Here is a 23165-nt window from a genome sequence, read left to right on the forward strand (position 1 = left end):
GAGCGAAGATTGTTTTGTCAGCTGGAGGTCGTCCGGAATGTCCGCTCGCAACGTCTATCTCTTCGTCTTCGACACCATGGCCGATTGGGAAACCTCTTTTGCCGCTGCCGGAATCAGCAATCCGCGCGATCAGAAGTCCCCGGATCGCTATCGTCTCATCACGGTGGGCGCTGCCCGAAAGCCGGTTGTCACCATGAGCGGCCTGCGCGTCGTTCCCGATATCACGCTCTCCGACATCGAAACGAACCATGCCGCCATGCTGATCCTTCCCGGCGGTGAAACTTGGGAGACACACGCCAACATGGCAGCGATCGATGTAGCTCGATCCTTTTTCATTAAGTGCATTCCAGTCGCCGCCATCTGCGGTGCCACCTTCGCCCTTGCTCGCGCAGGCATGCTCGACGACCATCACCACACCAGCAACTCGCGGGATTACCTGATCGCTTCCGGCTATCGCGGCGAAAAGTTCTACTGCGATATACCCGCGATCGCCGATGAGGGCGTGATCACCGCGTCAGGCCTCAACCCGCTTGAGTTCGCGCGGGAAATCTTCAAGACCCTCGACCTCTACACTCCGTCTGCTCTTGCAGCATGGTATTCGCTCCATAAATTTGGCAGCGCAACCCGCTATCAGCAGCTCGCGAACTGCGCCGCCTGATCAGTTCCACACTTAGATTCCGAGGAGGCCGCGCCACCCGCCCAAAATGGGCAAAGCGCGGCTACGTTCGATAACCTCGCGCGCGTCTCATTTCCCTTCCGGATTTCCTGCTAAACTCTGTTTTGTCATGCTCCTGGCAATCAGTCTGCTCGTCCTTGCCTCGTATCTGCTCGGGTCCATCCCCGTCGGGTACCTGCTGGTCAGACTCTTTCGCAATCAGGACATCCGCTCCGTTGGCAGCGGCAACATCGGCGCAACGAACGTCATGCGCTCCGGAGGCAAAGGGCTGGGCGCCGCGACCTTTGCGCTCGACGTGATCAAAGGCGCTGCAGCAGTCGCCCTGGCCGCTTACGTCGCTCCAAACATCCCAGAATGGGCCCCGCGCAACGTCGAGGCTCTCGCCGCGGTCGTCGCCGTTCTCGGACATATGTTCCCCGTCTGGCTGCGCTTCCGCGGAGGGAAAGGCGTCGCCACCGGATTCGGCGTCTTCCTCGTGGCAGCGCCCTGGGCCGCTCTCTCCTCCATCACACTTTTCTTTATCGTGCTCATGCTCAGCCGCTATGTCTCACTAGCTTCGATCGTCGGCGCAGGAAGTTTTCCAATCTTCGCGTACTTCCTGGTTCACGGCGACAGGCCGGCGTTCTTCATCGCCGCGCAGATCATCGTGGCGGCACTCATCATCATCAAACACCACGCCAACGTTCGCCGCCTCCTCTCGGGCACCGAAAACCGTTTCGGCTCGCGCACTCAGGAGAGAAAACCCGCATGAGCCGAATCGTCGTTCTTGGCGCAGGAGCCTGGGGCACAGCGATCGCACTCTCCCTTTGCCGCCGCGCTGGCCATGAAGTCACGCTCTGGGCGCATAGCGAGCAGGAAGCGAACACCATCGATGCCGCGCGCGAAAATACCCTGTTTCTCCCCGGATTTCCGCTGCCCTCAGATCTCGCCGTCACTGCCGATCCCGCTGCCATCTCCGAAGCGCAGATCATCGTCTCCGTCATACCGTCGGAATTCCTTCGCTCAACGCTGCAGCGCGTCAAGGCTCAGATCCACAACGGCCAGTTCATCGTCAGCGCGACCAAGGGCGTCGAAAAAGGCACGCATCTCCGCATGACACAGGTGATCTCCAGCGTGCTCGAACCAGTCGGAACACTGGTCTCCATCGGCGCCTTTTCAGGTCCCAGTTTTGCCCTCGAAGTGGCGCAGGGACAGCCAACCGCCGTCACGGTAGCGTTCAGCGACTTCCAGGTGGCCCATTTCATTCAGCAGGAATTCAGTTCCGAGACGCTTCGCCTCTACACTTCCAGCGACGTCATCGGAGTCGAACTTGGCGGCGCTCTCAAAAACGTAATCGCCATCGCCGCCGGAATCGCCGTCGGAGTCGGTCTCGGCCACAACTCCACCGCCGCACTCATCACCCGCGGTATCGCAGAAATGACACGCCTCGCCGTGGCTTGCGGCGGCAATCCCCAGACGCTCGCCGGACTCAGCGGTGTCGGCGACCTCGTACTCACCTGCACCGGCTCTCTCTCGCGCAATCGCACCGTCGGCCAGGCTCTCGGGCAGGGCCGCAAGCTTCCCGAAATCCTGGAGAGCTTGGGCGGAAAGGTCGCTGAAGGCGTTCTCACCACGCGCGCAGCCCTCGAACTAGCCCGCGAACGCAACATCGAGATGCCCATCACAGAACAGATGGAACTCATCCTTGAACAAGGCAAAGACCCGCGCGAAGCCATTCGCGAGCTAATGCTCCGCCCCGGCAGAGGCGAACACTAAGTTCTCTTTAAGGGTGCCCCTGGTCCGTCGCATTTGGAGCCGGGGAGCATCTGGACAAACTCACCCGCCCGCAATCGCCCCGATAATCAGGAACGGCTCCTTGCCCGATGCAACGGCCGCCGGCAGTTCCAGATCCGCCGATTGATGCGACAGATCCTCCTCGCACGCGAAGAACCTGAGGAATGCCCGCCGCTTGAGCGTGTCATGCTCGCGGATCGTCCCGCACAGCATCGGATAACGCCGCTCCAGCGCATCCAGCACCGACTTGATTGTCACCCGCCCCGCCACTTCAAGCACAAGCTCCCCCTCCACCCGCGCCAGATTGCGCAGGTGGTAAGGGATTTGTACGCGCACGTTGTTCACGGATATGGACATTGCTCTCCAGGTCGGGTGCCCCAGGTCTCGATTCTGAGACCTGGGTGAGGACTCAGCATTCAAGGGATCGTCTGCACCTCAACCGACAACACCGCCGGCAGATCGTGCACAATCGCCTTCCACGTGTCTCCACCATCCGGTGACACATACACCTGTCCGCCGGTCGTGCCGAAGTACACGCCGCACTTATCCAGCCTGTCCACGGCCATCGCGTCACGCAGCACGTTTACGTAGCAGTCCTTCTCGGGCAAGCCCTTCGCGAGCTCTTCCCACTCGTTCCCGCCGGTTTTGCTGCGATATACGCGCAGCTTCCCCTCCAGCGGAAAGTGTTCCGAATCGCTTTTGATCGGCACCACATAGACCGTCTCCGGCTCGTTCGAATTGACATCGATGACGAACCCGAAGTCCGTCGGCAGGTTTCCGCTCACTTCGGTCCAGCTGTCACCCGCATCATCCGACCTCATCACATCCCAGTGTTTCTGCATGAACAACGTATTCGGCCGGTCGGGATTCATCGCAATGTGGTGCACGCAGTGTCCCACCTCTGCATTGGGATCAGGAATGAACTGCGACTTCAATCCCTTGTTGATCGGTTTCCACGTCTTCCCGCCGTCATCCGTCCGGAACGCACCCGCCGCCGAAATCGCGATGAACATCCGGTCCGGATTCTTGGGATCGAGAATGATGGTGTGCAGGCACATTCCGCCAGCGCCCGGCTGCCACTTCGGCCCGGTCCCGTGACCACGCAACCCCGGCATCTCGTTCCAGTTCGCCCCGCCATCCGTCGACTTGAAAATCGCCGCATCTTCCACGCCTGCGTAGACCGTGTTCGGATCCGTCAACGAGGGCTCGACGTGCCATACGCGCTTGAACTCCCACGGATGCTGCGTGCCGTCGTACCACTGATGCGTTGTCAGCGGCTTGCCTGTCTCTTCCGACGAGTCATACACGAACCGGTTACTCTTCACCGGCGGCCACTGTGGTTGCGCATTCGGATCGTCAGGCTTCACTCCCGGCTGATACCACGTCTTCCCGCCATCGTCTGAAGCCTGAAACAGCTGTCCGAACCATGCGCTGGTCTGTGAAACATACACTCGCTCCGGGTTCACCGGCGATCCCTTCATGTGGTAAATCTCCCACCCTGCAAAGAAGGGCCCGCTCACATCCCAGTTCTCCCGCTTCCCATCCGACGACAGAATGAACGCACCCTTCCGCGTTCCCACCAGCACACGAACCTTGCTCATCGACCTCAGACCTCCGCCCGCTTCAGTAAGTGCATTTGAGATCTCGCGGGTGCCTAGAAATTCTTCCCCATCCCATCCCGACGCATCAACATGAATTCTGTGCAAAAGTGACGAGACGGCAGAGCACGCGGCTCACCCGGTTAGGAGATCTTCACCCATTTCGCAAACGCGACTCAGGCGGGCAGCAGAAGGTCGCGCGTTGAAGTTCGTCGCATACGACGTCGGGAAGTGACTAAATAGTGTCACCGTGCGACGAGATTTCGTCACTTAACTTCGTCTCCTCGCCTGCAGATGAATCGTAGCGATAGATGGAACTTTCCCTAACCCGTTTCCGTTCCATCACTCAGAGCTCGACGGTTGTGCTCGATGACTTTGGCGATCGCTTTGCATTCAACATAGGCAGGACGGCGTGAGCTACGCGCCGCAGCAGAGTGGAGACAATCATGAAACCGGATTGGAACGAGAACACGTATCAGCAGCAGTTCGAAAGTAGCCTGCGCCGCGGACCAGAGTCTCGCCCTGTGCCGGTGATGACCAACCTGCGTCTGATGGACAGGACCAACGCGCGGCAGATCATGACTTACGCGGAAGAAGCTTGCGGGATTCCGCGGTACGAAGTCGAGTCGCGCTATGACCTGCCGCTGCACCCGAGCCTGAGAGCAATGGGACGGCACTACTTCACCTGGTAATCGCGCCCGCCTTCACAAAGGTACTGACTAGTGCGCGTTGGACGCGCTGCTCTGCGTTGAACCGTGCGGAAGCTGCGCGAGGGCGTCTGTGACAATTCCCGGAGTGAGCACTTCCGGAAGAAGACGCGGCTGGCTCTCTCCCGGAACATACAGTGCGTAAGTTGGCACCCCGCTGCGGCCAAAGCTGTTCAGGACGCGTGTGATGCTGTCGTCATAGCGAGTCCAGTCGGCGCGCATGAGAACGACGTTGGAATCGGCGAAGGCTTTCTGAACCTCCGGCTTGCCGAGGGCAACGCGCTCGTTCACCTGACAAGAGAGACACCAGCTTGCGGTGAAGTCGACGAAGATGGGACGGCCCTGGGATTGGTAACGCGTAACGCCCTCGGCAGACCACGGCTGCCAGCCTTCACCGGTCTTTGAGGCCACCGCATTGACACTCGAATTCGAGGTTGATGGTGTCAGTTCGCGCGGCGCCACCACGCAGACCCACACCACCGTGATCACGACCAAACCGGCGATCCAGGTCGACCACGCCTTTGCGGGCCATCGCCCCAGAAACCATCCTGCAATCGCCAACAGCAGAAAACTGCAAAGCAAAGCAGCCAACATTGCTGCGCCATAAGCATTCGCGATGACCCAGGCCAGCCAGATCACCGTGCCGAAGATAGGAACTGAAACAGCTTGTTTCAGCACTTCCATCCACGCGCCCGGGCGCGGCAAAATGCGCGTCCACGCGGGCTGAAGCGTAAGTGCAAGATAAGGCGCCGCGAGTCCAAGCGCGAGCGCAGTGAAAACGGCGAATGTCACGATGCCGGTTTGCGAGAGCGCGTAGCCGAGAGCCACTCCCATGAAGGGCGCGGTGCACGGCGTAGCCACAATGACCGCGAGCACTCCCGTAAAGAAGCTGCCGGTATAGCCTTGCTTCGCAGCGAGCGAACCGCCTGCCCCGGTGAGGGTGAGTCCGATTTCAAACTGACCGGCAAGGGAAAGCCCAAGGAAGAACAGCAGCGCGGCCATCAACGACAGGAACACTGGCGACTGAAACTGGAATCCCCAGCCCAGGTGCGATCCCGCCGACCTCAATCCCAGCAGCACACCAACCAGCATCCAGAACGAAACAAGAATGCCGAGCGTGTACACGAGACCATGCGTTCTCAGCTTGTGCTTCTCTTCTGCACCGGATTGGACGAGTGAGAGGCCTTTGATGAAGAGGACCGGGAAAACACAGGGCATCAGATTAAGAATCAGCCCACCGAGAAAAGCGAGCGCTGCTGCCCGAAGGAGACCCGTCTGAGCGGGCTTCACGGAATTGACGGAGCTAGAAGAACCAGCAGCGCTCGGGCCGGCGGAGGCAGTGCTTGAAGCTGGTGCAGCTTCGGGCGGAGCCGCTTGGGCCGGCTTCGGCGAGCCGAGTGGAACGATCAGCTCGTAGGCGCGGTTGTTGGAGAGAAGGAATAGACCGGTTAACTCTTTCGGATTGGCGGTGAGAGTCTCATCCTTCTTCAGATCAAGAGTGAGGCCGTTTGCGGTTGGCGTAACTTTCTGCGGAGCGGGATTGGAGAGGATGTCGGGCTTTGACGGGAAGAAGGAGGCTTCCGCTTCTTTCTGTCCTGTGATGACGGTGAGGCGAAAGCCAATTGCGGTTGGAGCGAAGCCGATCTTCAGATTCGCAGGTGGTGCTTGTGGGAGTTTGACGGCGAGGCGCGCCCAGATCTGCTGATCAGGCTGCGCCGATTCAGTTCCCTGCCCGATTGGGCGCACGATCGCGAGCTCTGTCTTCTCGGGTATACAACTACCGCGGCAGACAAGCCAGCTGACTTTTGCCTGGAGGGTGGCGGAGCCGCTGGATGCAGCACTGGCAACGTCAACCTGAAACGGAAAAACGACTTCGTCCTCATAGCCGAAGTCCATCAATGGGCCGAGTGGAAGGCGTTTCGGTACCGGGTACTGGAGGGCGCCTGCGCTTACGCCTTGCGAAAGAGTCCACTTGATGCGTGGCGGTTCGCCCGCATCGCCGGGGTTCTTCCAGTACACATGCCAGCCAGGCTCGAGCTTGAAGTAGAGTCCCGCTTTGTTCGCACCGGGGTGAAACTGCGCATCAGGCGCAATGAGTTGAACGTGGACATGGGGAAGATCGGCGGAGTTAGATGCGGCAAAACCCGGGAGAGCCGCGGTGAACGCGAACGCGAGAGCGATGATCGTGCGTAGAAATCGCATCAGTGCTGGATCGGAACCCCTTTATTCGACGAGACCGCAACGTGCTTGGTTACAAAATGATCCCGCAGACTCACCACTCACCCTACCCTCTGCGCGTGTTCGCGGAAGATGCATACGTTCTGCACGGCTTTCACCCCTGCAGATCTTGCGCGCGACATCGCCCGATCGTTGATCACGTCTTCCTGAAGCCAAAGGTATGGGATGCCGAGCCGGATCACGTCTTCGACGATGGGCGGAACCTCGTCTGAAGCTCGAAAGACATCGACCAGATCGATGCTCGACCCGTCTGCCTTCGCCGCCGCATGCGCCGATTCGAGATCGGGATACGCCTTCAACCCGTGCACCTCTTTCAGCTTCGGATTGACCGGGAGCACGCGGTAGCCCTGCATCACAAGATACCGTCCTATGTTATGGCTGGCGCGCCAGGGCTTGTCGCTCATGCCCACAACAGCAATTGTCTGCGACTTGCGAAGCATTTCGTCGATCAGTGCAGGATCATTCATAGGGAAGTTGTCAGCTGTTGGTCTTCAATTCCGGGTGCGCCCCGAGAGCTAAACATCGAGTTCGTCGTCGCCGCCCGTCGCTACAGCGGTGCCGCGCCGCTTGGCCAGCAGGTATCCGCGAAGGAAGGGCTCCAGATAACCGTCAAGAACTTTGTCCACGTCGCCCACCTCCACCTTGGTCCGGTGATCTTTGGCAATACGGTAGGGCTGCAGCACGTAGGAGCGAATCTGCGAACCGAAGTTGATGTCGAGCTTTGAATCTTCAAGTTTCTTGGTCTCAGCACGTTTCTTTTCAAGTTCAAATTCGTACAAACGCGATCGCAGCATCTTCATCGCCTTCTCGCGATTCTTGTGCTGCGAGCGCTCGTTTTGGCACTGCACCACGATCCCCGTCGGATTATGCGTTATGCGGACGGCGGAATCGGTGGTGTTGACGTGCTGTCCACCCTTGCCCCCCGACCGGTATGTGTCGATGCGCAGATCTTCCTGCTTGATGTCGACCTGGATGGAGTCGTCGATTTCAGGCGAAACAAAGACTGACGCGAACGAAGTGTGGCGGCGCTTGGCTGAATCGAACGGCGAGATCCGCACCAGACGATGCACTCCGCTCTCGCCGGCGAGCTGACCGAACGCGTATTCGCCTGTGATAGTGAACGTGGCCGATTTGATGCCCGCTTCTTCACCGTCCTGGTAATCGTTCATTTCTGTTTTGAAGCCCTGCTGCTCGGCCCAGCGCAGGTACATGCGCATCAGCATCTCAGCCCAGTCCTGGCTCTCTGTGCCACCCGCGCCGGGGTGAACCGTCACGATCGCGTTGAGGGGATCGGTCTCACCCGAAAGCATCGTCCGCGCTTCAAGCTCTTCCGTGAATGTGCCGAGCGCCTTGATATCCCGCTCGAGGTCGGCGAGAACGTCTTCGCCCTCCCGCGCCAACTCAAAATAAGCCTCGATGTCGCTGGTCCGGCGGACGAGCTCTTCGTCCCGCGCCACAAGCTCTTCCAGCCGCTTGCGGTCGCGCATCAATGGCTGCGAGGCGGCAGGGTTCGACCACATGGCAGGGTCGGCAAGCTTGGTTTCGATGTCGGCTAGTTCCCTACGGAGGCGGGCAGGGTCAAAGATACTCCCGCAGGTCGCGGACTTGATCGCGCACTGGAGCGTAGGCGTATTCGAGATCGCTTAATGCCACTTTGCTCTGATGACCTGACTTGATGGTGAATTGGCGAGCCGGCTTAAGACCCCCAGCTGCACTGGGGTAAGTATAGCGGAGCGAGCGCGATTAGCGGAGTGAGCGGTTTGGCAGAGCTAGCGGACTTTGGACTCAGAGCGACGTTCTACGAAATTGCGGATTGTCCTCTTCAGGCACCACAACAGAATGGCGGCCGAGACCAGAACGCAGAGCCAGGCAAAGACGTTACCATGCGCGGAGTAAAAGGTGACGTCGTCACGAAAGCCATACTGCGCAGGCAGCGCGTCCTCCTGGTGGCGCGGAATGCTCTGCCGAACGCGGCCGTAGGGATCGATCGCGGCCGTGACCCCGTTGTTGGTGGCGCGAAGCAACCAGCGGCGGTTTTCAATGGCGCGCATGCGAACCATGTTCAGGTGCTGCCAGGGGGCGCTCGTGTCGCCGTACCAGCCATCATCGCTGATGTTGACCAGCACCTCAGCGCCAAGTTGCGCGAAATGCCGCACCTCATCGGCGAAGACGGCTTCGTAGCAGATAAACACGCCGTACCGGTGGCCGTTGAGGCGGAAGGTGCTGCGATCTGTGCCACGCGAGAAGGACGAGACCTTGCCCGTGAGTTTATGCGCAAAAGTCAGATACTGCTGGAACGGAATGTACTCACCGAATGGCACAAGGTGAATCTTGTCGTAGCGGCCCACCCGGTGGCCGTCCGGCGCGAAAACCATCGCGGAGTTGTAGTCGAGCCATTGCTGTTGATCCTGTGAATAGTCGCTCCCGATCCCGCCGACAATGAGTGGAGCCTGATCGGTGATCGCAAGCGAGGCCATGGCCTTCTGAAACCGTGGATCGTTCTCGGCGAATGGAGATGGGGCCTCAGGCCAAACGATCAGATCGGGATGCGCCGGGGTGGACTGGACGAGCGCCGCGCCCGTCTGCGGAATTCCTGCGATGTAACTCTTCTCCGCGGTGCCGGACGCGGAGGTCAGGTAAGTGATTTCGGCAATGTGCTGATCCCATTGGCCGGGCGCGCTCCATTCGTTGTCGCCTCCTACGTCGAGGTTGGGCTGAAGGAGGATGGCGCTGGCTGGGCTGGCAGTCTGCGATCGAGACTGGATCAGGTGACCATTGGCAAGGAAGATAATCCCCAACACCACGACAAAATGCCAGCTTCGGATACGAAGTCGAGCGACATGATCCTGCATTCGTTCCGCCGCCTGCATCAGCCCAGCCAACAGCGCGTTTGCGCCAACAAGCAGGAACGTAATCCCATACACCCCAGTCCACGGTGCCAGCTTATTTACGATCCCGTTATCGACCTGAGAATACCCGAGTTGATCCCAAGGAACACTCGTGATCCTCGCACCGGCGAGCTCCAGCGCTGTCCACAAAAAGGGAGCAAACACCAGAGCGAAATGCGGGTGGCCTGTCGCCTTGCGGACAAGCATCAAGCCCAGCCCGAAGAGGCCGAAGTACAGCCCCAGCACAAGGCTGAACGCCATAAGCAGCAGCGTCGGCGCCCCCGTCGGCATATCGCCGTAGTGCAGCATCGTATCCCGCACCCAGTAGCAGTTGCCCATGTACCAGAGCACGCCGCAGAGATAACCAAGCAGAAACGCCCGGCGAAAAGGCCGCTCGCAATCCACGGTCTCAGGCTTCAGCAAAGCCCAAAGAAGCGGAACGAGCCCAAACCATGCGAACACACTGCGCCAGGGCGGCATGGGGCCGGCGATCGGAAACGGCAGCTCCAGCAGCGCCGCCGAGATAACTGGCGCTCCCCACAACTTCATTGATTCCCAGCGCATACAGGGTGGAGTGTAAAGCATCCGCGAGGCAAAGCCGCGGCCTGCCCTACTTCAGGACGCAGAAGCCTAAATGGGCGCTCGGAATCGCGGTTCCCTTAGGAATTCTTTATATGTAAATGCTTACACTCCGCACAGGAATCAGGCCAACCGGGCTCTCCGTCTTCTTGTGAAGACCTTTTTCGCCGCCGAACGTGCCGGAGTTGTTCCATATCCGCTCCGCCGGTCGATTCGAAGCCATCTTCAACGAAGCGGTGAATAAACCGGGACGTCACTCGTTTTTCCATCTCATTTACAAGGGTTTGGCTTTCTTTGTTGACTGGCGTATCAAGCAGCACTAAACTCAGCCAAGGGCGCACGGAAGGGTGGGCCCTCTGTACTTTCAGCGCCAGAAACACGCCGGCGCATTTGTAATGGCATCCACACGAACGATCGTAGCCCCTCCGTCTGACCGCGTCCGGCTCATCGTGGCATCCTCCGTGATGCTCACGTTCATTTCCTTCTGGCGTGCCGCAGCCATCGTCCTCAATGACCTCGGTTCGTCGGCCTTCTACGCAGGAGGCATCGCTGAGCAGGCGATCGGCGCCGCAGCTCCCTGGTTCATCCTCGGTATCATGCTCTTCAGCTTCGCCGTACGCGCCGTATACGTCGAAAGCTGCTCCATGTTTACCCGCGGCGGCGTGTACCGCGTCGTCAAAGAGGCGCTAGGCGGCGGCTTTGCGAAGCTGAGCGTCTCGGCGCTGATGTTCGACTACATCCTTACCGGCCCCATCTCCGGCGTGTCTGCCGGCCAGTACATCACAGGCCTCATGAACGAATTGCTGGTGGTGGCCAACAACAGCCACTGGCTGCCTCCGGCCCTGATCAACGCACACGGCCAGCCCTTCCAGTTCGACATGAACTACACCTCCGCCGTATTCGCGGCGGCGGTGACCATCTACTACTGGTGGGAAAACATTAAGGGCATCGAGGAGTCCAGCGACAAGGCCCTCCGCATCATGCAGATCACCACTATCATGGTGGTGATCCTGTTCCTCTGGGGCGCCTACTCCGTCATGGTACGGGGCGTTCACCTGCCTCCGCCTCCAACACCATCGAACCTGCGATTCAGTCCCGACGCGCTCGGCTTCCTCAAGAACTCGGGCCTGCCCATCTTCGGCCTGTTCGGCATCATCATGGCCTTCGGCCACTCCATTCTCGCTATGAGCGGTGAAGAGAGCCTTGCGCAGGTCAATCGCGAGATCCAGCATCCTAAGCTGAAGAACCTGAAGCGGGCTGCGATTGTCATCGCGATCTACAGCCTGGTCTTCACCGGCGGCGCGACCCTTCTGGCATCCATGCTGATCCCCGACGGCCCCCGGACGCAGATCTACCAGAACAACCTGATCGCCGGCCTTGCCATGTACATGGTCGGACCGATGTTCTGGCGCGTGGCTTTCCGCGTCTTCGTCGTATTCGTCGGCTTCCTCATTCTCTCCGGCGCCATCAACACCTCGATGATCGGATCCACCGGCGTGCTGATGCGCGTGGCCGAAGACGGCGTGCTGACAGACTGGTTCCGCAAGCCGCACCCTCGATTTGGAACCAGCTATCGCATCGTCAACCTCGTCTTCGCGCTCCAGATGTTCACGATTATCGCTTCGCGCGGTGACGTCATCACCATCGGCGAAGCGTATGCCTTCGGCGTAATCTGGTCGTTCACCTTCAACAGCCTGGCGATGCTGGTGCTTCGCTGGAAGTACCACGGCGAACGCGGCTGGAAGGTTCCTCCGAACCTCAAGATTGGCAAGATCGAGATTCCCCTCGGTCTGATGTGCGTCTTCCTCGTCCTGCTGTCGGTTGCCACGGTGAATCTGTTCACCAAATCGGTGGCGACAGTCACTGGCGTCATGTTCGCGGCCTCTTTTTTCGTGATCTTCACCATCTCCGAGCGCGCAAACCTCCGCAAACACGCGCTCACCGCCCGGCAGATGAAAGATCACTTCCAGCTCGAGCATCAGGACAACATCGATCGCGAATCGGTCGCGCTCCGGCCCGGCGGCATCATGGTCACGATGCGCGACGCGACCAACCCTGTCGCGCTCAAGTGGGTACTGGGCCGCACCAAAACCGAAGATCGCGACGTGGTGGTCATGAGCGTCCGCATGATGGGCGCTGGTGGCCCTGAATATTTGAGTGCCGAGGACCAGAGCTTCAGTGAGCACGAACAGATGCTCTTCACCAAGGCTGTATCGGTGGCGGAGAGCTTCGGCAAGAAGATTTCCCTGCTGGTAGTCCCGGCGGGTGATGTCTTTGCAGCTCTGGTGCAGAGCGCCAACTCTCTCGAAGTCGACTCCGTCTGTTCGGGACAATCGACTTCGATGACCGCCGAGGACCAGGCCTTCCACCTTGGCCAGGCATGGGAGAACCTGCCCGAACCGAAGCGGCAGTTCAACTTCTACGTCGTCGGCCAGAACGGCGAGGTTAAGGTCTTCTACATCGGACCTCATGCACCCACTCTTGGCCCCGATGACGTTCAGCTCGTTCATCGCCTCTGGCTCAACATGCGCCGCGATCCGGCCATGCAGGACCTGCACCACAGCGACATCATCACCTACGCGCTTACCCGGCTGGCCGGACAATACGCCCGAGAAAAACTCGAGATCCTTCGCGATCTGCGGAACTACCGCGCAGCGGATGCACCCACCCTTCGGGGGAATGGGCAGGAGCTCACCGGAGTCGCAACCCCATCCACGGCCGCTCAGGAACAGGCTCTACAGGCTGCAAAAGCTCCGCGCGGAGTCTGATCCGTCCTCAAGTAATCTGATTAGGCAAACTTTTTGAGCTGCACGACTCACTCGTGGGCCGCCGCCTGATGTGCGCGCCTCTAGCCCGGCGTCGTGCTGTTTCCTGCCCCCTTCACCCTCTCCCCGCTTCTTAGCTTAATCATGGTCACGTTACTTAAGGCCAATGCGAACTACGCTCATCTAGGAAGATCGATCATAAAGTCGCAACTTATAACTTAAAGCTAGACGACATCTTATAGCTGATCTAAGTCGGTTCCATGTCTAGCCCCTACATCTCCACGTCTCATCAGCATCGTACTTAGTGACTAATCTCCGCAGATGAACCATTTTTTATTTGTCATCGCCTGAACTGTTCGGTATCTTTTCAGATCAGCAACTCATTCCTAATTGCTACGAAATTACTCGACGCAGCCTCCTTATCACTGCGTTGGGACTAGGGAGGCCTCGTGGGGGTCGCGGAGATACTTGCACAGATCGATAGGGAGATCGCGCAGCTGCAGCGCGCGCGTACATTGCTCAAAAACGGTTCCAAGGGCTCGAACGGAAACGGCGCGGGCGCGCTTCACAACGGAAAGAAACGCCACCTGACGGCCGAAGGGCGGAAGCGAATTTCAGAGGCAGTCAGACGGCGCTGGGCTCGGCAGCGCAAAGCCGCTTCGGGCAGCTAGCCAGCCGCTTAATGAACGACGGCTGGAGACAATTCCAGCCGTTTCCTATCTATTGAATCGATTCGCCGGGTGCAACGCGAATTACCTCAATCGATCCATTCAAATACTTATCCAGCTCATCCGGCGTCCCTGTCAGCGGCGGAAATGTTCCGAAATGTATGGGCAGAATTGCCTTTGGCTCGATAAACTGCGCTGCGAGCGCGGCTTCTCTCGGTCCCATCGTATAGAACCCGCCGATCGGCAACATCGCCAGTTCCGGATGATAAAGCTCCTTGATGAGCTTCATATCAGTGAACACGGTGGTGTCGCCCGCGTGATAGAGTACCGGCCCGTTCGCGATCGTCAGAACAAAGCCAGTAGCCACTCCCGCGTATTGCGCGCCGTTCTTCCCTTCCGCGCCCGCTGAGTGTTTCGCCTCCACCATCGTCACAGCGACATCGTCCAATTGCACAGTTCCGCCAATGTTGAAGCCGGTGATCTTGTCTGCTCCCTGGCTGGCAATGTAGGCCGCCAGTTCATAGATCGCGGCAACATTCGACTTGTGCTTCTTCGCAACCGGAACCGCGTCGGAAATGTGGTCTCCATGGCCGTGCGTTAACAGGATGTAATTGATCGTCCCAGGCAGCTCGAAACTCTTGGGATACTTCGGATTGTTCTGAAGGAATGGATCAATCAGTATGTTGGTGCCCTTCGGCGTCTGGACGAGCACGGTAGCATGTCCGAGCCATGTAACGCGCGTGCCTTTCAACGAAATCATATTCGCTCCAAAAATGACTTATCCCTGGACTTCACTGCAGATGATAAACGCAGATATTTGGATGCGAGCAAGCTTGCGCGGTTAGCTATCGCGTGATCAGGACTTCCGAGATGCTGTCTTTGGCGAGGAATTGACGAAATCCCGACCACTGATTGAACAGATCCTGAATGCTGCGGTTCGTGAATACACGCTGAATCGGAAACGGCTGCGCGATCTGCATGTCGACTGTGTCGCCTTCCGTCACGTGGAAGCGGCAGAACGCCGATTCCTCCGGCTGCTTGCGCGTATGGAAGAACGCCAACACCTGTCCGCCGGGGTTCAGCGATTCATACAGGTGCGCGACCACCGCGGGAACGAACGGCTCTGGTAGATAGTCGAGCGTGGTCCACAGCAGGACGATGTCGTACATTTTGCCAGCGAAGTCGAGGCTCTGCTTGAGGTAGCCTTCGACGTCGTAGACCGGCTTATCGTTCGCGTCGGTTCCGGTTTGCCAGTTGCCCGTGCACGCCTCGGTCACCAGGTCACAGAGAAACACGCTGTGGCCGAGATTGGTCAGGTAGTTGATGTTCGTTGGCGATGTAGCGCCGGAATCGATAATGCGCAGCCCGGGTTCAGCCTGCAGGCGTTTGCGCAGCGCGGTCCAGGCTCCGCTATGGCGCGGGTAGCGCGGGCCGCTGGCAACATGCCCACTGGACGAATCGTTTTCTTTCCCCTTGTCGAACCAACGGCGAATCACTTTGGAGTCCTCTGGCCGCGAGTGCTCGCGCTATGGCAGCACCCGTATCGCGCCGTTGTTAGGCCTTTGCGCCCGCCGACGCAGCGTCAGGAGCCTTGGCGCCCTGCGTAAGGTCAACCTTGCCCCGGAAGACCGCGTTGTCTTCAATCGCGAGGCGAAGCGCGCGAACATCGCCTTCAACCACGCTGCCGGCACGCAGTTCAACGCGTCCGGTGGCGACGATGTTGCCCTGCACATTGCCTTGGATCAGCACATCACGTGCCGTCAGATCGGCTGCGATGTTTGCATTCGGCCCAATGGTGAGACGGCTCTCGGTGAGGGTAACGGTTCCTTCGATGCGGCCGTCGACAATCAGATCTTCTCCGCCCTTTACTTCGCCACGAATCACAACGGATTTACCAATACGAGCCGCGCCATTATCGGTTGCCATGGATCAATTTCCTTCCAGAATCTTTGAGATCATTGCGGCGCCAACTGGGCCGCCAATTTGTCGGGTAAGGCCTTTCAGGAAGCACTCGGCTTGCCATCTGCCAAGACGCTCAAAATGACCAAAGTCCCTTATCGAACTATAGCATCGGGGCGGTTCCGTGCAGTTTAAGAATCCAATCCCCAGGTAGGACGTCCAACCCTTTAAGTAACCAAATCAGAACAGGAAAAACGAAGGACGATAAACTATTGCCAGTGCCCCGACTCAAGTCTCTCATTCTGGTATTTGTGCTTGCGGGCCTCGCTGCCCACGCGCAGGATGCAGGGCTTGTGCAGAGGGCGCTCGCGAATGAAGCCCGGGTTGCGAGTGACCCGCAGCATCCGATGCGCTTTCGTCTGCGCAAATCAAGTCCGCGCCTGACCACGACAAAGGAGATCTGCGAGACTGCCGACGGGGCCGTGGCACGCCTGATCGCCGTGAACGATGCGCCCCTCAGCCAGGCAGATGAACAGCGCGAGCAGGTACGCCTCGATCAGCTCCTGACCGACCCGAGCCGTCAGCGCCGCCGCAAACAGTCACAGGACCAGGACACCGGGCGCGCGATGAAAGTGCTGCGATCGCTTCCCGCTGCGTTTCTCTACCAGTACGCAGGCACAGCGCAAGCGCCGACGGGACAGGTTGCGAAATTCACATTCAAGCCAAATCCCAAGTTCGATCCACCCGATCTCGAGACCCAGGTGCTGAAGCAGATGACCGGAGAGCTTTGGATAGATCCGGCGCAAGAGCGTGTCGTGAGGCTCGATGGAAGGCTCGACCAGGACGTTGACTATGCCTGGGGAATCCTGGGCCGGCTGTACAAAGGGGGAACCATTCGCATCGACCAGGCTCCGGTCGGCGAGAACCATTGGCGCATCGTCCACTTCGACATGAAGATGAGCGCCAGAGTCGTGTTCAAGACCAGAGTCTTCGACACAACAGAAGACGAGAGCCAGTTCGTGCCCGTCGCTCCGGGCTTGCACTATCAGCAGGCCATTGCCATCCTGCGCGAAAACAGATCGACAGCAGCGCGCACCGATAGCCGATAATCAGGCAAATAAAACGGGCCCAGCCCGAAGGCCGGACCCGCTCTAGACAAATCTGTAAATCTAGACCTTCACCTTGAGCAGGATGATGACCAGGGTGAACAGGGTGAGCGACTCGATAAGCGCGAGTCCGAGGATCAGGAAGATCATCAGGCCGCCGCGAGCGCCGGGGTTGCGCGCCAGCGCCTCGCAAGCCGAAGCAGTGGCCTTGCCCTGACCGAGACCGCAAAGGCCGGCCGCGAGGGCCATGCCGATGCCGGCACCGATCGGCACCAGGTTGATGGCCGCTGATTCCCCGCCCTGTGCAAACGCCGGAACAGCGAAGCAGAGAGCAGCCAGCGCCATGAATACGTATTGAAGTTTCCGCATAGTTCTCCTGCATCCCTTGGATTTGGCCGCCAGTGGGTGGTTGAGACTCACCGTGCTGGTCCCCTCACGCTTGCGGCCTGCCGTTGATCCGGAGCGGGAGCAATTCTCCGGCGGAATTCTTTTCAGTTCGTAGTTCTTAGTTCATAGTTCCAATCTCGTCGCTTCAAGACGGTGCAGTGAACTACGAACTCCAAACTCACAACTGGTTAGTGTGACTCGTGCGAAACCGCTAGCGACAGATAAATCATCGAAAGCAGCATGAAAATGAACGCCTGGATGCACGAGACAAAAACGTGCAATCCGAGAAAGACAGCGGGAACGCCGATCGGAATCAACGAGAAAAATCCGAGTGTGAGCATATCGCTGGCATACATGTTCGCGTAAAGACGGATGGTGAGCGACATGATGCGGGCGAAGTGCGAAACCAATTCGATCGGGATCAGCAGCCATGCCATCCACCAGATCGGTCCCGCAAAGTGCTTCAGATATCCAATGCCGTGCGACCGGAAGCCCTGCCAGTTGTAATAGAGAAACGTCGGCACTGCGAGCCCGAGCGGCACAACCGGCGATGTGGTCGGTGCAGGCACGCCGGGGATCAATCCGATCAGGTTGTTGATCAGCACGAACAGGAAAATGCATGTCACATAAGCCTGGAACTTCGGAGCATCGTGGCCGATCACCTGCTCACCCATGTTCCCGGTGAACTCCGAGATCATCTCAGCTACGTGCTGAAACGCACCCGGCTTATCCGGCGAGAGCGACATGCGGACGATCGCGAAGAATGCAATCAATCCCAGAACAACCAGCAATTCCACTGTGAAGGTGTTGTTGATGGGCGCTCCCGGGTTCGCAGGATGAACTCCCATCGCCTGCATGATCGAGGTGACAATTCCGCCGAAGAGCTGATTCAGCAGGCGGGTCAAAGCATAAGGTTCGGGCATGAAGACAGATCTTTCCTTCTTGAAAATGAATCGAGAGGTACCAGTCCGCTGCGGAGCGTCGGCCTCAGTCCAGGAGCATTCGGAGAGCCTGCCAGAGGATGGTGACTGCTGCCAGTCCCAGCCCGCAGAGCAGCGCCACAGCCGAGCCCTGTAAACACTTCAGGCTAACATAGATGGCTGCTGCATAGAGGACCAGCCGAAGCAGAAAGAACACAACCACCGCCGGTGCGCTGCGCGGTGTCTTTTCCGCCTCGAGTTTCGCCCTGATCACCCGGGCAAGCCGCTGCCACTCAAACAGGCTGGCCCCTGAGATCAGCGCCCCTGCTAGCAACATCCCCGCATTACGCCAACCAGACGCAATCAGCACCACAATTGACGCAATCAGGCCCAAAATCAACGTCTTAACCATGGCCCGCTGAAGCATCACTTCAGCCGCGTCGTTGGGTAGCTCAAGCAATGGATGCGCTTCCTGTGTCATTGATCTGATCCTGTGGACCCTTTGCCGCTCCCAGTGCCATTCCGGTCCTCGCGGTCCGCACGAATCACGTACTGAATGATGTAGACCAACCCGGAGACAGCTCCAAACACGACCCCGGCGATCGAGATCCACGACTGATGAAAGTGCTTGTCCGCCCACGCTCCGATGAGCCAGCAGATCACGACTGAACTCGGCAGAATCAGCGCAATCTGAATTCCGGTCTCCGCTTTGACAATCGCATCGACTCCGCTCGATCGTTTTGAGTTCGATCCGGAATCCGGCAATGGACGGTTGAAGGGCATCCCTTGGTGGTTATACACGACCAGTGGCGACGCCGCGAAGTTCTTGAGCCGCACAGCTATACTGACCCTTAGACCTCATTCGCTGCACACAGAAGGAAACACAGTGTTTGATTCGGAATTCGAGCGCAATCTTTTCGACTTGCGCCGCTCAAAACTGGCCGAAATCGAAAAGCTCGGGCAGGCCGCCTATCCCAACCAGTTCCCTGCCTCACACACCATCCCAGAGATCCGGGCCAAATGGGGCGATGCCACGGCAGAGTTGCTGGACGGCGATCGCCAGACCGTGACGGTGGCCGGCCGCATCATGGCTATTCGCGTTATGGGCAAGGCCGGATTCGCCACTCTTCAACAGGGCGGTCAGCGCCTGCAGATTTACGTCCGCCTCGATGCTGTCGGCGAGCAAGGCTGGGCGCTCTACAAGCTGCTCGATCTCGGCGACCACGTCGGCGTCTCGGGCTACCTCTTTCGCACAAAGACGGGTGAACTCAGCATTCACGTCGAGAAGCTCACCTTCCTCGCCAAGGCCATGCTGGCGCTTCCCGAGAAGTATCACGGCCTCGCAGATGTCGAACTCCGCTACCGCCAGCGTTACGTTGACCTCTTTGCCAACCTCGACGCCCGCGAGGTCTTCGTCAAGCGCGCCAAGGTACTCCGCGCGATCCGCCGCTTCTTCGATGAACGCGGTTACCTCGAAGTCGAAACGCCCATGATGCAGCCGATTGCCGGCGGCGCTGCTGCGCGCCCATTCAGGACGCATCACAACGCGCTCGACATGGACCTCTACCTCCGCATCGCCCCTGAGCTCTATCTCAAACGGCTGGTCGTCGGAGGCCTCGATCGCGTGTACGAGATCAACCGCAACTTCCGCAACGAGGGAGTGAGCACCCAGCACAACCCTGAGTTCACGATGCTCGAGTTCTACCAGGCCTACGCGAACTACGAGGACATGATCCAGCTGACCATCGATCTGCTCAAGTTCGTGGCACTCGAGGTCAATGGGACAACCGTTTCCGCGTTTAACGGCGTGCAGCTCGACTTCGGCAAGGTTGAGAAGCTCACAATGCGGGAAGCGATCGTGAAGTGGTGGCCGGAAGAAGCCGCGGATGCCACGCCTGCAATCGAAGACCTGGACATCATCGGTGATGGATCTGACCACCACCGTCTGCATCCTCTTGTTGAGCGCCTTCGCGCTCTCGGCAAGCATCTCGACTATCAGGCTGGCGAGCCGGCCGGCAAAACGATAGCCAACATCTTCGAAGCTGTAGCGGAAGAGCACCTCCAGCAGCCGACGGTCATCTACGAGTTCCCTACCGCAATCTCTCCGTTGTCCAAGCAGAAGCCCGCTGATCCAGAATGGGTCGAGCGTTTCGAAATCTACGCCGGCGGATTCGAACTCGGCAATGCCTTCAGCGAGCTCAACGATCCCGTCGAGCAACACAAGCGCTTCGAAGAGCAACTCAAAGAGCGAGCGCGCGGCGACGCCGAAGCACACGAGATGGATGAGGACTACGTGCGCGCCCTCGCCTACGGCCTTCCACCCACCGGAGGCGAAGGCATCGGCATTGATCGACTGGTCATGCTGCTAACTGGCTCAAAATCCATTCGCGATGTCATCCTGTTTCCGCTTATGCGCGATACGGCACAGAAGAGCCCGGAATCCGAAACTAGCAGCTAGTGGCTAGTAGCTAGGAGCTGTTGTTGAATATCTTATTCGTCGGTGACATCTTCGGCAGCGCAGGCCGTCGCATTGTGCGCGAGCACATCGATCACGTACGCGAAGCGAACAACGTCGAATTGCTCATCTTTAATGCCGAAAATGCTGCCGGCGGCTTCGGCGTCACCCCCCAAATTGCCGAAGAGTTCTTCGATATGGGCGCCGACGTCCTCACCACCGGCAACCACGTCTGGGACAAGCGCGAGTTGATCGACTACATCACGGTTCCCTCAGACAGCCCGGAGCGCGCCCGCCGAATCCTGCGCCCAGCTAACTTCGAACGCGGTGTACCCGGCTACGGCGTCTTCGAGGGCAAAACGCAAAACGGCACGGACTACGCGGTTGCGAATCTCATGGGCAAAGTCTTCATGAGCGGCACCAATAATCCCTTTCTTGCCGCAAACGAAATCCTTGGCAACATCAAAGCAAAGGTGATCGTGGTCGACTTTCACGGAGAGGCCACAAGCGAGAAAGTCGCCATGGGTTGGCACCTCGATGGGCGCGTAACCGCCGTCCTCGGCACGCACACGCACGTGCCGACCGCCGATGAACGAGTGCTGCCGGGCGGTACTGCCTACCAGACCGATGTCGGCATGAGCGGACCCTACGACAGTGTCATCGGAGTCGAGCGCGACCTCGTCCTGCATCGATTCCTCACCGGTATGCCCGGAAAGTTCGAAGCCGCAAAGGGCAATCCCAAGATGTGCGCTGCGCTGATCGCGTGCGATCCCGCCACCGGCCGCGCCACTTCAATTCAGAGAATCATGCTCGGCGAGTAACGCGCTCCTCATCCATCATTCCAATTCAGCACACAAAGAAAGGGCAGCCTCTTCAGGCTGCCCTTCATCTCTCCAGAAGCTGACTGGAACTACTGTGGCCGTTTGTGGGTTGCGCCTGCTGCAGGACGGCGGCCGGCTGCCGGCTTCCGCGCCGGAGCCTTCTTGCTCTGCAGAATGCCATCCTTCAGCACGATCTGCGCGCTTGCTGCAGCCGTTGCCGATGCGGGCACCTGCGTGTAGGTGTCGTAGGTCCCGTCCAGCTCAGGTCCTCCGTCCTTCAACAGCTTGAGTTCGCTGCCGACCGCGGGAATTTCCTTCTCGGCGATCGGTTCCTTCATGTTGACGATGAAGTCAGCCGTCTTCGCGTCCTTCGCATCCTGAGTCACAGCGACCTTGACCTGGTTGGCGTTGGCTTCGATGACCGTTCCTGGGACCGGCGTGTCCTTGCCCTGCAGAAGAGCCCAGAGCTTGTCGGCGTCTTCCTTGCTGCCGACCGAAAGAACCGTTTCCTTGTCGGCCAGAGCCAGCGTGTTCGGGTCAGGCGTGTTCGCCAGCAGGTCGTGGATCTGCTCCTGCGGAGTCTTGGCCGGGGTGATAGTGCTGGCCAGTGTTGGCGGCGGGAAGAGGCTGGCAGCAGCCTGCGTCTTCAGCCCATCCAGACCTGTGGTATCGCCGTGGTACTTCTTGAAGTAGTACTCAAGCTGCGGCTCGATCTGCGACTTGTAATTTGCCGGTGCATAGCTCCATGCGCGAGCAAAAAACCAGGCAGCATTCAGGTAGTCGCCGTTCGCCTTGTCATTCGCGGCCTTGGCAGCCTGAGCAGCAGTGGCATCGCCGGCAGCGGCCTTCGCCTTATCTGCGGCATCACGCGCGGCTTGGGCATCCAGAAGCTGGAGCTTTACGTAAGCCAACGCGAGCTGGAGCGTATCGCCGAGTGCCTGCCCCTTGGTCGTGTCCGGCACAGCATACATCTTGAGCTCGGTTGTGTACTCGTCAACTGCCGTCTTCGGATCCTTCTTGGAGACGAGAGCGACAACTGCGAGCACGGAGTGGAAAAACGGGTAAGTCGCGTCCGTCTGCTGCTTCCATTGATCGTCCGGAATACCGGCGGGCTTGGTCACCGTCAGACCCTTCTGCGCCAGAGCACCCGCATCGTCGCAGGTAGCCTGGTCAGAGGTTTTCGCGCACTGATTTTTCTCGTTGAACGCTGCGATATAGATCGCCTTGAGCGAATTGGGATCGACCTGCAGGATCTTCTTGGCCGTGTCGACAGTCTTCTGCGTGTCGCCCATCTGTTGATACGCCCCGAGCAGCATGTCCAGTACTGCTGCCTTGGCGGAGCTCTGCGGATATTTCGTTAGAAAGTCTTCCAGAGCCGCGGCTTTCGCCTTCGGGTCGGACTGCGTGGTTGCCATTTGATACGCGTTGAATTCAGCAGGATCCTTAATCTGAATCGTGCCTGGCTGATCCTGTGCGCGCAGCGTGGTTGCGGGAACGAGGCTCAAGCTCGCCAACGCCATCACAGATGCAAAGACAAACTTCTTCATTCAGTGCTCCTGGGAGATGCGGAAGTGAAATCGGTTTCTCAAGCACTCGCTCGGGGACTCGTCTATCCGTAAACCAGACACTCTTCGAGGGCTAGACATTCCCACGATGTCCAATGCGGTGTTGGGAGGATTATAGAA

At 58.8% G+C, this 23165-nt stretch carries 22 protein-coding genes; 8 read left to right on the forward strand and 14 right to left on the reverse strand.

Going from position 1 to position 23165, the window contains the following annotated elements:
- Positions 1-37: 37 nt before the first annotated feature.
- From DHV10_RS04660 to DHV10_RS04670, 3 genes are all read left to right on the forward strand, one after another.
- Positions 38-658, forward strand: a complete 621-nt coding sequence (locus DHV10_RS04660) for a DJ-1/PfpI family protein (RefSeq protein WP_109485104.1) — start codon at positions 38-40, stop codon at positions 656-658.
- A gap of 127 nt (positions 659-785) precedes the next feature.
- Positions 786-1427, forward strand: coding sequence for a glycerol-3-phosphate 1-O-acyltransferase PlsY (gene plsY / locus DHV10_RS04665; protein ID WP_109485105.1), 642 nt, complete (start codon positions 786-788; stop codon positions 1425-1427).
- Entirely contained in the window at positions 1424-2431 is a 1008-nt protein-coding gene (locus DHV10_RS04670) for an NAD(P)H-dependent glycerol-3-phosphate dehydrogenase (RefSeq protein WP_109485106.1), read from the forward strand. Before plsY ends, DHV10_RS04670 begins: the two co-directional genes overlap by 4 nt.
- Before the next feature lie 60 nt (positions 2432-2491).
- On the opposite strand, the gene DHV10_RS04675 is transcribed toward DHV10_RS04670, so the two are convergent.
- On the reverse strand, positions 2492-2806 hold the full coding sequence (locus DHV10_RS04675; RefSeq protein ID WP_109485107.1) for a MoaD/ThiS family protein: 315 nt from the start codon (positions 2804-2806) through the stop codon (positions 2492-2494).
- Positions 2807-2865: 59 nt separating this feature from the next.
- Complete coding sequence (locus DHV10_RS04680) at positions 2866-4050, reverse strand: WD40/YVTN/BNR-like repeat-containing protein (protein ID WP_109485108.1); 1185 nt, start codon at positions 4048-4050, stop codon at positions 2866-2868.
- A 443-nt stretch (positions 4051-4493) separates the two neighbouring features.
- Here DHV10_RS04680 and DHV10_RS04685 point away from each other — a divergent pair, with 443 nt between their 5' ends.
- Positions 4494-4739, forward strand: a complete 246-nt coding sequence (locus DHV10_RS04685) for a hypothetical protein (protein ID WP_109485109.1) — start codon at positions 4494-4496, stop codon at positions 4737-4739.
- Between the two features lie 27 nt (positions 4740-4766).
- Here DHV10_RS04685 and DHV10_RS04690 read toward each other — a convergent pair whose 3' ends face one another.
- The 4 genes from DHV10_RS04690 to lnt all read right to left on the reverse strand — a co-directional run bounded on the left by DHV10_RS04690 (position 4767) and on the right by lnt (position 10429).
- On the reverse strand, positions 4767-6956 hold the full coding sequence (locus DHV10_RS04690; protein WP_109485110.1) for a protein-disulfide reductase DsbD family protein: 2190 nt from the start codon (positions 6954-6956) through the stop codon (positions 4767-4769).
- 77 nt (positions 6957-7033) lie between these two features.
- The gene (locus DHV10_RS04695; RefSeq protein WP_204101323.1) at positions 7034-7459 is read right to left on the reverse strand and encodes a CoA-binding protein; all 426 of its coding nucleotides are present in this window, start codon (positions 7457-7459) and stop codon (positions 7034-7036) included.
- 48 nt (positions 7460-7507) lie between these two features.
- Positions 7508-8645 (reverse strand): peptide chain release factor 2 gene (prfB, locus tag DHV10_RS04700; RefSeq protein ID WP_109485111.1). Its coding sequence is split into 2 segments (ribosomal slippage): positions 7508-8572 and positions 8574-8645, totalling 1137 coding nucleotides; the frame shifts between segments, so codons are not numbered across the junction.
- 116 nt (positions 8646-8761) lie between these two features.
- Positions 8762-10429, reverse strand: coding sequence for an apolipoprotein N-acyltransferase (gene lnt / locus DHV10_RS04705; protein ID WP_162601187.1), 1668 nt, complete (start codon positions 10427-10429; stop codon positions 8762-8764).
- Positions 10430-10854: 425 nt separating this feature from the next.
- On the opposite strand from lnt, the gene DHV10_RS04710 reads away from it, so the two are divergent.
- Positions 10855-13227 (forward strand): APC family permease, encoded by a 2373-nt coding sequence (locus DHV10_RS04710; RefSeq protein WP_109485713.1) that lies wholly within the window; start codon positions 10855-10857, stop codon positions 13225-13227.
- Positions 13228-13944: 717 nt separating this feature from the next.
- Here DHV10_RS04710 and DHV10_RS04720 read toward each other — a convergent pair.
- The 3 genes from DHV10_RS04720 to DHV10_RS04730 all read right to left on the reverse strand — a co-directional run bounded on the left by DHV10_RS04720 (position 13945) and on the right by DHV10_RS04730 (position 15818).
- Entirely contained in the window at positions 13945-14652 is a 708-nt protein-coding gene (locus DHV10_RS04720) for a metal-dependent hydrolase (protein WP_109485114.1), read from the reverse strand.
- Between the two features lie 85 nt (positions 14653-14737).
- A complete protein-coding gene (locus DHV10_RS04725; protein ID WP_109485115.1) occupies positions 14738-15388 on the reverse strand; it encodes a methyltransferase domain-containing protein in 651 nt (216 codons plus the stop codon).
- Between the two features lie 58 nt (positions 15389-15446).
- Positions 15447-15818, reverse strand: coding sequence for a bactofilin family protein (locus DHV10_RS04730; RefSeq protein ID WP_109485116.1), 372 nt, complete (start codon positions 15816-15818; stop codon positions 15447-15449).
- Positions 15819-16063: 245 nt separating this feature from the next.
- Here DHV10_RS04730 and DHV10_RS04735 point away from each other — a divergent pair, with 245 nt between their 5' ends.
- Positions 16064-16900: a hypothetical protein gene (locus DHV10_RS04735; RefSeq protein ID WP_162601188.1), complete on the forward strand. Its 837-nt coding sequence runs from the start codon at positions 16064-16066 to the stop codon at positions 16898-16900.
- A gap of 60 nt (positions 16901-16960) precedes the next feature.
- On the opposite strand, the gene DHV10_RS04740 is transcribed toward DHV10_RS04735, so the two are convergent.
- The 4 genes from DHV10_RS04740 to DHV10_RS04755 all read right to left on the reverse strand — a co-directional run bounded on the left by DHV10_RS04740 (position 16961) and on the right by DHV10_RS04755 (position 19041).
- On the reverse strand, positions 16961-17266 hold the full coding sequence (locus tag DHV10_RS04740; protein ID WP_109485118.1) for an ATP synthase F0 subunit C: 306 nt from the start codon (positions 17264-17266) through the stop codon (positions 16961-16963).
- Positions 17267-17472: 206 nt separating this feature from the next.
- Entirely contained in the window at positions 17473-18207 is a 735-nt protein-coding gene (gene atpB, locus DHV10_RS04745; RefSeq protein ID WP_109485119.1) for a F0F1 ATP synthase subunit A, read from the reverse strand.
- A gap of 64 nt (positions 18208-18271) precedes the next feature.
- Positions 18272-18685, reverse strand: a complete 414-nt coding sequence (locus DHV10_RS04750) for a hypothetical protein (RefSeq protein WP_109485120.1) — start codon at positions 18683-18685, stop codon at positions 18272-18274.
- Entirely contained in the window at positions 18682-19041 is a 360-nt protein-coding gene (locus DHV10_RS04755; protein ID WP_239461284.1) for an AtpZ/AtpI family protein, read from the reverse strand. Before DHV10_RS04755 ends, DHV10_RS04750 begins: the two co-directional genes overlap by 4 nt.
- Positions 19042-19090: 49 nt before the next feature.
- Between DHV10_RS04755 and lysS the strand changes: the two genes are divergently transcribed.
- Entirely contained in the window at positions 19091-20662 is a 1572-nt protein-coding gene (gene lysS, locus DHV10_RS04760; RefSeq protein WP_109485121.1) for a lysine--tRNA ligase, read from the forward strand.
- A 23-nt stretch (positions 20663-20685) separates the two neighbouring features.
- The gene (locus DHV10_RS04765; RefSeq protein WP_109485122.1) at positions 20686-21480 is read left to right on the forward strand and encodes a TIGR00282 family metallophosphoesterase; all 795 of its coding nucleotides are present in this window, start codon (positions 20686-20688) and stop codon (positions 21478-21480) included.
- Positions 21481-21569: 89 nt separating this feature from the next.
- Here DHV10_RS04765 and DHV10_RS04770 read toward each other — a convergent pair whose 3' ends face one another.
- Positions 21570-23027 (reverse strand): hypothetical protein, encoded by a 1458-nt coding sequence (locus DHV10_RS04770; protein WP_109485123.1) that lies wholly within the window; start codon positions 23025-23027, stop codon positions 21570-21572.
- Between the last annotated feature and the right edge of the window lie 138 nt (positions 23028-23165).

The sequence above is a fragment of the Occallatibacter savannae genome, from assembly GCF_003131205.1.
GTDB lineage: Bacteria > Acidobacteriota > Terriglobia > Terriglobales > Acidobacteriaceae > Telmatobacter > Telmatobacter savannae.

Coding starts and splice junctions, on each gene's coding strand:
- DHV10_RS04750 (WP_109485120.1), bottom strand. CDS start 18,685: ATGACACAGGAAGCGCATCCATTGCTTGAGCTACCCAACGACGCGGCT.
- lnt (WP_162601187.1), bottom strand. CDS start 10,429: ATGAAGTTGTGGGGAGCGCCAGTTATCTCGGCGGCGCTGCTGGAGCTG.
- DHV10_RS04670 (WP_109485106.1), top strand. CDS start 1,424: ATGAGCCGAATCGTCGTTCTTGGCGCAGGAGCCTGGGGCACAGCGATC.
- plsY (WP_109485105.1), top strand. CDS start 786: ATGCTCCTGGCAATCAGTCTGCTCGTCCTTGCCTCGTATCTGCTCGGG.
- DHV10_RS04660 (WP_109485104.1), top strand. CDS start 38: ATGTCCGCTCGCAACGTCTATCTCTTCGTCTTCGACACCATGGCCGAT.
- DHV10_RS04690 (WP_109485110.1), bottom strand. CDS start 6,956: ATGCGATTTCTACGCACGATCATCGCTCTCGCGTTCGCGTTCACCGCG.
- DHV10_RS04675 (WP_109485107.1), bottom strand. CDS start 2,806: ATGTCCATATCCGTGAACAACGTGCGCGTACAAATCCCTTACCACCTG.
- DHV10_RS04740 (WP_109485118.1), bottom strand. CDS start 17,266: ATGCGGAAACTTCAATACGTATTCATGGCGCTGGCTGCTCTCTGCTTC.
- DHV10_RS04710 (WP_109485713.1), top strand. CDS start 10,855: ATGGCATCCACACGAACGATCGTAGCCCCTCCGTCTGACCGCGTCCGG.
- DHV10_RS04770 (WP_109485123.1), bottom strand. CDS start 23,027: ATGAAGAAGTTTGTCTTTGCATCTGTGATGGCGTTGGCGAGCTTGAGC.
- DHV10_RS04695 (WP_204101323.1), bottom strand. CDS start 7,459: ATGAATGATCCTGCACTGATCGACGAAATGCTTCGCAAGTCGCAGACA.
- DHV10_RS04680 (WP_109485108.1), bottom strand. CDS start 4,050: ATGAGCAAGGTTCGTGTGCTGGTGGGAACGCGGAAGGGTGCGTTCATT.
- atpB (WP_109485119.1), bottom strand. CDS start 18,207: ATGCCCGAACCTTATGCTTTGACCCGCCTGCTGAATCAGCTCTTCGGC.
- DHV10_RS04720 (WP_109485114.1), bottom strand. CDS start 14,652: ATGATTTCGTTGAAAGGCACGCGCGTTACATGGCTCGGACATGCTACC.
- DHV10_RS04685 (WP_109485109.1), top strand. CDS start 4,494: ATGAAACCGGATTGGAACGAGAACACGTATCAGCAGCAGTTCGAAAGT.
- DHV10_RS04730 (WP_109485116.1), bottom strand. CDS start 15,818: ATGGCAACCGATAATGGCGCGGCTCGTATTGGTAAATCCGTTGTGATT.